This window comes from Parvularculales bacterium, assembly GCA_036881865.1.
In the GTDB taxonomy this organism is placed as follows: domain Bacteria; phylum Pseudomonadota; class Alphaproteobacteria; order JAPOUT01; family JBAJNM01; genus JBAJNM01.
In genome coordinates this window covers 1-10,682 of the sequence record JBAJNM010000087.1, presented here as the reverse complement: position 1 = coordinate 10,682, position 10,682 = coordinate 1, and the positions used below count along the sequence as shown (strand labels likewise).

The following is a 10,682-nucleotide window of genomic DNA, read 5'->3' as shown; positions in this document are numbered from 1 at the left end:
TGTTTCTTTGCAAGTTCCACGGTGTCTCGCATGTGATTAGGATCAGAGGCATGATACCCGCAGGCAACATTGGCCTGTGTGATATGCGGCATGATCCCGGCATCATCAGCAATTTTATAAAGCCCGAATCCTTCACCCATATCGCAATTCAAATCACACTTCATCCGCCCCTCCTCATCCTTTTACCGAAGCAATCAGGCGCAGTCTCAGCTGATCTGCGACCACTGCCAGAATCAGCAATACACCTAGAACAACCGTTTGCAGATAACTCTCAATGCGCGCGAGATTCATTCCGTTCTGGACAAGCGCTATAAAGAGACCGCCGAGGATGACATTCTCAAGCCTGCCGATCCCGCCACGCAGCGAGACGCCGGCAATGACGCAGGCAGCAATGCTTTCAAGCGGCATTGAGGCCCCTATATTGGCTTCACCGGTATCCAGTCTTGCGGTCAGCAACATCCCCGTGGTTGCGGCCAGGCCCGCACACAGCACGTAGGTTGAGAAAAGCGTCTTGCGCACACTGATGCCGGAAAGATGGGCGGCCTTGCTGTTGCTGCCCACCGCATAGAAATAGACCCCATATGGTGTCTTGTAGAGAAACACAGCCAAGAATACGGCAATAACGGCAACAACCCAAATCGGAACCGGTATGCCGAGCATACTGCCAAAGCCGAAGATATTGCCAAACTCAACCGGCATGCCATAGACAGGCACACCTCCCGTCAGATACAACGCGATCCCGAATCCAACTGATGCCATCCCCAGAGACATCATAAATGGCGACACATTGAAAAAAGCCACACCAATGGCATTGGCAACACCGATCAGTGTTCCCGCACAGATTCCGGCGAAAATACCCAAGGATATGGCAAGATAGACCGACTCCGGCATGGCGGTATAGGCGGCAACCATGGCCAATGCCCCCACCACCGATGACACGGCAAGGGTTGTGCCAACAGAAAGATCAAAGCCTCCGGTAAGCAGGGCAAACATCTGACCCATTGATACCATGATAAGATAAACGGACTGCCGCAGCACATTCATCAAATTGCGGCCAGAGAGAAAGTTATCCGACATCAACGCAAAAAGAATAACCGCGATGATCAGCAAAAACGGCAATATCCCGAGTTTGATGAACATTTTCTTGATCACGATAACGGCGCGGTTTTCGGTCATTTCCATTACGCGCAATCCTTTTCGTCTTCAAAGAAATGGGTCAGCATGGTTTTTTCATTCAATGCCCTGCCTGAAACTTCGGCCTTAATGCGACCGCGTGAAAAGACATAGGCGCGGCTTGATAAGTTTATCACCTCAATCAGGTCGGAAGAAATAATAATAATTGCGGTACCCGCCTTGGCAAGGTCGGCAATAAATCGGTATATTGAGGCCCGGGTTCCGACATCAACCCCGACTGTGGGATCGTTGAAAATAATAACGTCAAAATCCTGTGCGATGCTGCGGGCCAGCATGACTTTCTGCTGATTGCCGCCGGAGAAGTGGTCAACCTCACGTGCAGGCTGATTGGGAGTGAGTTTCAGCATTTTTGCAAGTGACCCAACACTCTGCTTTTCTTTTTTTGCGTCAATGAACCAGTTGTTCTGATGCGGCAGCTGCCCCAACGACACCAGCCGCATATTCTCGCCGGCCGATCGCCGCATCATAAGCCCTTCATTCTTGCGGTCCGCAGGCAGGTAAATCATGCCGCGCCTGATCAGTTTCGCAGGATGACTTCCCCTCACATCTTCGCCCTTGAGCCTCACTTTCCCCGATGTGACGGGCAGAAGTCCGAAAGCGGCCTGCATGGCGGCTGATTTACCCGAGCCCGCAAGTCCGGCCAGTCCCACAATCTCCCCTTTCTTCAAATTCATTGAAACATCTTTTACACCGCCGCCGCGTGTGGTTATCCCGTCAAGCGCAAGAACCTCCGGACCTGGTTCAGGCAGTTTGATTTTAGGGAAAATTGCCCCGACCTCGCGGCCGGTCATCAGCCTGATGAGCGTTTTGTCATCGGCTTTCGAGACTTTCAATGTCTCAATCCTGCAACCGTCCCGCAATACTGTGACGCGGTCGCCGATTTCGTATATTTCCGCCATGCGGTGGGTGATGTAAATGATGCCCACGCCGCGTTTCTTCAACTTTTTGATTAATGCAAAAAGCTGTCTGATTTCATGGTCTGTCAGACTGGCGGTCGGCTCGTCAAGAATCAACACCGAAACCTTTGAGCGAAAGGCTTTGACGATCTCAACCATTTGCTGTTCCGCCCGGCTCAGGGTGTCCACCCTTCGTTCCGGATCAAGGTTGAAGCCGAGTTGTTTAAGCAGTTTGCCGGATTCCTTCTTCATCCCGGACTTGTCGAGAAATGCCCCGTGGCGCATTTCCGCACCGAGAAAGACATTTTCCTGGATAGTTAATTCGGGAATGAGTGAGAACTCCTGATACACAGCCGAGATGCCGTATTGCCGGGCTTCATGCACCGATGCAGGATTTATCGTCTTGCCCTTCATCAGGATTTCCCCCGAAGTCGGCCTGATGGCTCCGGAGAGAATGGTGATCAGGGTCGATTTTCCCGCCCCGTTCTCACCGAACAGGATATGAACCTCACCGGGTTCAAGGTCAAAATCCACGGAATCCAAAGCACGCACACCAGGAAAATCCCTGGTGAGCGCTTTGGAGGAAATCAAGTGGTTGGACATTTTCCGCCTACCACATTCAACGTTACGATAACTACTCTATACGGAATATCGGCTTGAAGCCGTCAGGTGCCAGTGTTGAGGTTTTATCGAAACTGCCGTGGTTGTCAGTTGTCACCACATAAAGGGCAGGACCGACATGCTTGTGATAGTCCTCGCCTTCAAGAATTCGGACAGCCTGATCAATGGCAATCCGGCCTTGAATCACCGTGGAATCGGTCGGGGCTGCGAGGATCTGGCCACGCTGGATCCCGCGATCAACACCGGGGGTGAAGTAATACGAGACCACCTTGACCTTGCCTTCGAGTCCGCGGGACCGCAGAATCGGAATGGCTGCTTCCGCAGTCACGGCGGTGCCGGCGATGTAATCCAGATCGGGATAGGTTTCAAGGGCATCCTCGACAAGTGCCGACTGGGCTTCCTTACCGGTATCACCGTATTTGGTATCGACGATTTCAACGGCACTACCCTTGACACCATCTACGAAGCCGGTATTGCCCGCCTCAACCCAGCCTGCACCTGCGGGGCCGGGGAACCAGGCGACCTTGACCTTCTTGCCGCTAGAATGCTTCTTTGCAAGAAATTCACCGGCTTTGCCGCCCATCTCGCCAAACGAGACAAGAGATTTTGCCGAAAGTTTATCCGAAGACATGCCGTTGATGACATCAATCACAGGAATGCCCTTGCCGCGAATCTCACTGACAAGATTATTCAGCCCGTCAAAGGAAATAGCACCAATGACGACAGCATCAGCGCCAGCGGCAACGCAATCCTCAATCTGGCTGATCTGGGTGTTGAGCTCGGTATAACCACCGGCTTCAACGAGTTGCATTTTGACGCCCAGTCTTTCAGCCTCGGATGCAACACCGTAATTCACGCCAAGCCAGTAAGCGTCCTTCATATGCGGGAATGATACGCAGATCTCCCACTTCTTTTTTGCTTTATCGAGCGGCTTGTAATCGACGCTCTTGCGGGGACTTTCCATGTTGAAAGGCGGATTCCAGCTTTCAACACTGTAGGGGAACCAGTCCATTGCATTGGCACCGGTTCCGTTAAAAAAGCCCATTGTCATGACTGCTGATACTGCAAGCGCAACTGGGCTGATACGGAATTTTCTCTTTTTCATAATAATCCTCCATTTGTTGGGTCTTTATACGGTTGCCCCAAGAGCAAACAACGGTTCACGTTGATTAAAGCTTGAGGCTGGTAGTCTATATTCTCTATGATTGGTAATCGTTGCAAATTCAATATCAGGTAAACTATTATCGAAAAATATGAACATTTCTGAATCTCGATGACTTCCTGCCCTGTCTGCCGGCCATCAAAATATTTGTGATTTTTCCCTGATATTCTGGATTTTTCTGTTATATTATCCCTTGATAACCCTTTTCCGGGTGGAATACACTCGTAAATGATTTCATTTTTATAGATATTAGAGTTGATAAAATCAGATGGAACCCAATCTCCGGCATATTCGTTATTTCATCGCAACCGCACGATCGGGTCAGGTCTCCCGTGCGGCGCGCGAAATAAACATCTCCCAGAGCGCTATTACAAGCGGGATCAAGCAGCTTGAAGATATGGTTGGCTACCCATTGTTTACCCGGAACTCACGCGGATTACAGTTGACCGAGAACGGCACTCTTTTTCTCCGTCATGCCGAACGCATATTCACAGCAGTCAATGAAGCCCTCCACGCCCCTCGTGATATTCATGCTTCTGCAAAAGGAGATTTGCGTCTTGCCATGACCTATACGGTCGCCGGCTATTTTCTCCCGCGCTATCTTGAAAGATTCGCCCGTAACTATCCCGATGTGAATATCCAGCCAATAGAAGCACCACGTCCCGAAATCGAGGCAGGTCTTGTCTCCGGAGAATTCGATATTGCAGTAATATTGACATCCAATATTGCTGATCAGGAAAATCTGACTTATGAAACACTGTTTCGTTCTGCGCGACGTTTATGGCTATTCAGCGGGCATCCTCTGCTCGAGAGGAGCCAAATCACCCTAAGTGACCTGACGGAAGAGCCTTATATCATGTTGACTGTCGACGAAGCAGCCAATGCCGCCCAGCGCTACTGGAACGAAGCCAATGTACGCCCCAATATCATCATGAAAACATCTTCAGTTGAAGCTGTTCGTTCCATGGTAGCAAGCGGCATGGGAATAACGATTCTTTCTGACATGGTGTATCGTCCGTGGTCCCTGGAAGGACAGAGAGTCGAAGCCGTGCCATTGGCAACACCGGTCCCGAGTATGGATGTAGGAATAGCGTGGGCTTTCAATTCAGAATTATCACCTGCAACTCATGCATTTGCAGAGTTTATGCGAAATGATCTGACCCTATGATTTGTATTCCAACTCAAGGAAAGACAAGGGCTCTTCACCGGCATTGATGACATTATGTTGGACTCCAGCCTCTCGAAAATACGGGTTATCAGGCGACATATTGGCAAAAGTCTCGCTGCCGTCCGGGTGTTGTAATTTAACCTTGCCCGTTACTTGAGGCATGACAACATAATCCATCTCATGTGTGTGCCAGCCTGTTTCTTGGCCAACCTCGAATGACCATAAGGTAAGCCGATATTGCTCGTTATCAATAATTACCTTAGAGGTTGCCGATATTAATGACATATTGTAAACCTAATTAATTCGCGCATGCCTTTTATTGTATATTTATAAGTGCTCTGTCCGAACAGTAAAAGAATATCAAGTGTCCAGTGGTGTTCTGCCTGGATGAGCATGGAGTGCAAAAGATGAACCCTCAGGCATATTTGGATGCAAAGGTGTCGGAGCTTTAGAATTCAAATACTTCACAATACCTGCAACTGATTGCAATCCAGTTTGAATAGAGCCTTCAACCCAACCACTAAGCCCAGGCGATGCTGATGCCTCACCTGCGATGAACAAGCCTGTATATTTATCTGTATTGAAGTTATAACTAGTCATGCCGAAAGTCTGCATTGACTGAAATTCGGAAAATTGGTCTCTCTTATCCGCATTTGGATCTCCATAAATTGTAGCTCGACCTGGCTGCGCCATCCTCCATGCTGCATTAAAGCCATCAATTTTCTCCCAAACAATTACTGAATACTGTTTATGTTCTATGGCCCATTCAAGGTATTGATCATACATGCCTTCAAATTCATAAATATCATCCATTTGACGCCATGCCTTACGTACAGCGTCAACGTCATTGTCTGCGGTCCATGATTGAGCATTATAATCCCAACCATAATTCAACATAAGCGTACCTGATCCCAATAGAGTGTTTGTTCTTCCTTCAGTAACAACAGTCGCCCAATGATAATTGTCAAAAGTATATATTTGGCGAATCGTTTTATCCGTAAGTGTGGTCACTATCAAATCATTTATTGGATCATCAGGGTTATCCATCGTACGGTTCATCCAGAATGCACGGCTATACGGCTGATTAGGTAAATTTGGAAAATTGATTGCAACTTTACTGTTGTTGTTAATTCTGACGCGCTTTATATATGAAACAGCCCTAGAAGGTATTAGGTGGTCAGGTGTTGGAAACAAATTTGTTGCTCGCATCGCCGCCGGGCCCGCTGTGACAACAGCCGCTGTGAATGTATAAGATTTTTGAACATTCTGAGCATCTTCAGTCGTTATCTTAATACCGCCAGTGTCATCAGCTTCTACAGCTATGACTTTATCCGTTATAACACTTTTATATGTTTCATTCCAAAGACAGGTTGGTTCATCACTTCTCGTAGGTGTGAAATGCGTCAGAAACGGTTGCAGTTGATAACCAGCTCCGCCAAGAAAATAATCTTGATTTGAGTCCGCTGCCTGCAGAGCAATTCTCAGCAATTCCATAAACGATGAATAATAGAACATCGCAAATGGTCCTGTCCCCGTACCAATTTCTCCAAACATCTCCAATAGTGACAAGCCTTGCTCGCCCCATTTATTGTCGCCATATGCAGGCGAATCCTGCCATCCGGCTTCAATCAAAACCTCCCTCAAGGACATCTTATCATATTTACGTAGCAGGACCTGCCATTCTTGAGCTATTTTATAACTGAGATCCTGAGATGGGTTCTTAGAATATTGTGAATAAAATTCTAAAATTGGCGTTAATATTCCAACATAAGGGTTGCTGGAGTTTGTATCCCCGAAAAGTAGATCAAAATATTTATATGTCAGATTGTATACAGCGGCGTTTGACTCTTTTAGTGTTGTCCCCGCCTTGACAACGTCTCTTTCTGAATACCCACCTTTAGTTGGCGGATTCTCGCTTGATCTGGTCTTGAAAATACCTTTGGTATGATAAACGGTATCATAGATAATTGTGTCATTATCGTTTGGTGAAACAACACCGCCTCGGTCTGAATTTGGTGTGTTGGTTGTTTTGTACAAGCCTGGATCTCTAAATGGTGTCCAAGGCGATGGATACGGTTTACCAAAATAATAGTCACCCCTAAAGACAGAATCAGTGTAGGTGCGCAATGTAAGGTGAGTTGCAGGAAAACGCATACCTCCAAGTTCAACTACGCGGCGCCCCCAAGCATGGGTATTGTGAGTATTTGGCATAGCCGTTATGGGTGTTAATATGTCTTGTGGAAACCAACCGGCACCGGCACCTTCTATAATATTTTTTCCGCCATAATCCCAGCTGTAGATACGCCCAAACGGACGGGCAAAGACCGTGCCGTCTGAAATGGTTTCAGTCTGCATTTCAAAATATACCGGCTTTAATCCAAGCTTCATCAATTCATAGCCCGTTGCCAAACCAGCAGAGCCTGCGCCAATGATCGCTACAGGCATTCCAATATAACCTTCTGGTATTGCATTATAGGTGCTAAAATTAGCAGGCATACCGCTTTCACCAAATTTGCCCTCTGTGGCGCTAGTCACAAGTTCTGTGAAATTCCAGTCAAACAGATTAACATCTTTACCAAAGACAGGGTTATCTAGAGGCGTTTGGTAATCTGGAAGCCGGTTGCGATAAAAGACATCCGACTCTGAATTTACAATAATTTCTGATAGTGATTTTGCATCTGCATGTTTAGGCAAAATCCCGTTTTTGGAAGCTATGACAGCCGCCATCGTCATAGCTGATGTTTCTAAAAAATCACGTCGATTAACCATTTTGATATCTCCCCTTCTTTTGATAATCCAAACCCACAAAAATATAGGCAGTCAATTAGAAAAATTGAATATTGCTTATCGACCAATGAAATAACGATCTATAGCAATAGAATTAGGGAAATATTATCCAAGTGGTTGAGGATTGTAGAATTTTGATTGGTATCGACCTAGACTTTCAGATAATTCAATCAATGCTATTTTAGATGCAATTTGAATCGAATATCCAATTTGAACTCCCGCACAGAGAACGTGGTGGGATGTGAAATCGAACCCTGCTTCATTACCAAACAACCTTAGGCGTTTAATTCAAATCCGAACCCATTCTTCGAATTGACACCATCATACTGAAACAGCCTGTATCTGATAGGAGAAAAAAGTTAGACTGAATCAACAAAAAAACTTTTCGAATACGAGTTACGGGTACGAGTTGAAACTGAGGGCCTAAATCCCGCAGAAATAAGGAGGATTCTGACCTTTAGAATTCTCCGTCCCGGAGATGAGAAATTGAAGAATAGGACGATCAGAGCAACAGCCACTCACCGCCCAAACTATGCTATTGTGCTGCTATAGAGTATCTTGCAGCCTCAGCCCTCAATTGATCCAGATAGTCCGACCATTTCTGCATCATCTTGATACGTTGCTTAAGAAACTTAGTGCGATTATATGCGCCGCGAAGAGGGTCCCGAACGGCATGGGCAAGTTGTGCCTCAATCCATTCACTAGGCAATTCCAACTGCTCAGCGATCAAAGTCCGGGCCATTGCCCTAAATCCATGGCCCGTCATTTCGTGCTTTTCATATCCCATGTTCCGCAGCGCCACAAGAACTGCTGCCTCGCTCATCGGACGGTCAATTGATCGAGCACTGTGGAATACATAACGCCCACCCCCTGTGTACCTTTGGATAAAGCGTAAATGTTCTATGGATTGATTGCTAAGCGGAACAATATGGTCATCACCCATTTTCATCTTTTCACCCGGAATCATCCATTGCCTTTCATCAAAATCGAATTCTGACCATTCGGCATGTCGCAACTCACCCGGCCTGACAAAGACATGTGGTGCAAGCTTGAGAGCAGAGCAAACGATCGGAGACCCTTCATAGGTGTCTAGAGCCAGCATCAGGCGCCCGGCCCCCTTTGGATCAATGATGGCTGCCCTATGCTTCTTTTTAGGTGCGGTAAATGCCTCATGCAAATCTGGAACGATGTTGCGTACACCCGTAATACCTTCGGCAACGGCGAATTTAAATACCCTTCCCGCAATAGCTTTGACTCTCTGAGTGGTTTCATATTTTCCCTTTTTCTCGGAAATACGCAACACATCGAGCAATATTTTGGGATTACTCGTAATCTCGGCCATAGGATAGTCGCCGATATGGACAATCAACTTATCCTCCAGCCTGGATTTGGTTCTGAGATAATGGCCTTCAGACCAAATATGTCTTTTGCTTTCAACCCACCTCTGCCCCACAGATTTAAAAGTATTTTCGGATTCATCTCTTTTTGATAATGCATCCTTTTTGCGCTCTAAACGTGGATCTTTGCCATCAGCAAGGAGTATTCGAGCCTTGTCTTTTTTCTCACGGGCTTTATGTAGCGACACGGCGGGGTAGGGGCCAAATGAAATAGTTTGTTCTTTGCCATGGATTCGGCATCTGAAATGCCAGACCTTTCCGCCGGCATCGGTCACTATCAGATAAAGCCCATCCCCATCCCTTAGCTTCTTACCTTTGCCATCATCAGGTTTGGCGTTTTTGCATTGTGAGTTTGTCAGTAGTCCCAATTTTGACCTCCATGATCACAGAATCAAATATGATTCATTTTCGCCCCGTTCAGATTCAGTATCAGTGGAGCAGAAATGATACTAAGCCTTTGTTTTTACTAAGTTTTTTATTTCTATACTTTCGTGTAACCCTTTGATTTATAACGATAATAAAGCACTTTGCGGGTAGATTAATTTATGTATTTCAAGAAATTCGAATCTACCCGCAAATCTACCCGCACTCGTTTGATATTCAATGATATCCTCTGATACCCTTTGATAGGGTTAATCTGTTGATATGAATAGATAATATGTGATTTTTGATAGGATGTCAAACCCTTTAAAAGGGTCGGCTGGTGGGGACACCCGGACTTGAACCGGGAAGCCTTACGGCGGCGGATTTTAAGTCCGCTGTGTTTACCAGTTTCACCATGCCCCCGTCACCAAACTATGGCATAACAAAGTTTCACGCTTTTTCAACCCTGATGCAGGGATAACCAAGCCAAAGGAAGGCGAAAAGTCTCTTGTTTTTTCTACCTCTCTATGATGATAACGAGCCTGAGTCATGGCCTGTTGTAACATGGCTCTTCATATTTGGTTGCATCATTGTCTTTATCTTTCAGCTGGCGAGCCCTTATGACGGGCGCCTGTTCATGCTCCAATACGCCGCCATTCCGGCACTTATCACGGGCCAGACCACTCTGCCTCACGAAATAGCCGCCATTCCGCCTGAGCTTTCGCTGGTGACCTCAACCTTTCTGCATGGCGGCTGGCTGCATCTTGGCGGCAACATGCTCTATCTGTGGATCTTTGGAGACAATGTCGAAGACAAAATGGGGGCCATACGCTTCATTGTCTTCTATCTGCTTTGCGGCATCGCGGCGTCGCTGGCCCATGTTGCCGTTAATCCCGGCGATGCGACACCGCTTGTCGGCGCATCGGGAGCCATCGCCGGAGTGCTGGCCGCCTATCTTCTTATTTTTCCGCGCGCAAAAGTGCGGGTCTTTATGGTTATTATCATCTTCATTCGCTGGATCTATATTCCTGCCTTTGTCGTTCTTGGAGCATGGCTCCTCCTGCAGGTCTTCGCCGCACCCAGCTCGCTCGGCA

At 47.1% G+C, this 10,682-nt stretch carries 8 protein-coding genes and 1 tRNA gene; 2 read left to right on the top strand and 7 right to left on the bottom strand.

What is annotated here, in order from left to right; genetic code table 11:
* Window positions 1-174: 174 nt before the first annotated feature.
* Genes V6Z81_11370 through torT form a run of 3 tightly spaced genes read right to left on the bottom strand, consistent with a single transcriptional unit; the run spans window position 175 to window position 3,816 of the window.
* Complete coding sequence (locus tag V6Z81_11370; GenBank protein ID MEG9863066.1) at window positions 175-1,182, bottom strand: ABC transporter permease; 1,008 nt, start codon at window positions 1,180-1,182, stop codon at window positions 175-177.
* The gene (locus tag V6Z81_11365) at window positions 1,182-2,693 is read right to left on the bottom strand and encodes a sugar ABC transporter ATP-binding protein (protein ID MEG9863065.1); all 1,512 of its coding nucleotides are present in this window, start codon (window positions 2,691-2,693) and stop codon (window positions 1,182-1,184) included. The genes V6Z81_11370 and V6Z81_11365 overlap by 1 nt, the downstream gene beginning before the upstream one ends.
* Window positions 2,694-2,724: 31 nt before the next feature.
* Window positions 2,725-3,816: a TMAO reductase system periplasmic protein TorT gene (gene torT / locus V6Z81_11360; GenBank protein MEG9863064.1), complete on the bottom strand. Its 1,092-nt coding sequence runs from the start codon at window positions 3,814-3,816 to the stop codon at window positions 2,725-2,727.
* 325 nt (window positions 3,817-4,141) lie between these two features.
* On the opposite strand from torT, the gene V6Z81_11355 reads away from it, so the two are divergent.
* Window positions 4,142-5,041, top strand: a complete 900-nt coding sequence (locus V6Z81_11355) for a LysR family transcriptional regulator (protein MEG9863063.1) — start codon at window positions 4,142-4,144, stop codon at window positions 5,039-5,041.
* Here the strand turns inward: V6Z81_11355 and V6Z81_11350 are convergent.
* The 4 genes from V6Z81_11350 to V6Z81_11335 form a co-directional block, all read right to left on the bottom strand.
* A complete protein-coding gene (locus tag V6Z81_11350; GenBank protein MEG9863062.1) occupies window positions 5,036-5,326 on the bottom strand; it encodes a hypothetical protein in 291 nt (96 codons plus the stop codon). The genes V6Z81_11355 and V6Z81_11350 overlap by 6 nt on opposite strands.
* Before the next feature lie 75 nt (window positions 5,327-5,401).
* Entirely contained in the window at window positions 5,402-7,810 is a 2,409-nt protein-coding gene (locus V6Z81_11345; protein ID MEG9863061.1) for an FAD-dependent oxidoreductase, read from the bottom strand.
* Window positions 7,811-8,363: 553 nt separating this feature from the next.
* A complete protein-coding gene (locus V6Z81_11340; protein ID MEG9863060.1) occupies window positions 8,364-9,593 on the bottom strand; it encodes an integrase arm-type DNA-binding domain-containing protein in 1,230 nt (409 codons plus the stop codon).
* Between the two features lie 333 nt (window positions 9,594-9,926).
* A tRNA-Leu gene (locus tag V6Z81_11335) sits at window positions 9,927-10,011 on the bottom strand.
* A gap of 85 nt (window positions 10,012-10,096) precedes the next feature.
* Here V6Z81_11335 and V6Z81_11330 point away from each other — a divergent pair.
* A partial coding sequence (locus tag V6Z81_11330) for a rhomboid family intramembrane serine protease (GenBank protein ID MEG9863059.1) occupies window positions 10,097-10,682 on the top strand: 586 nt, incomplete at its 3' end.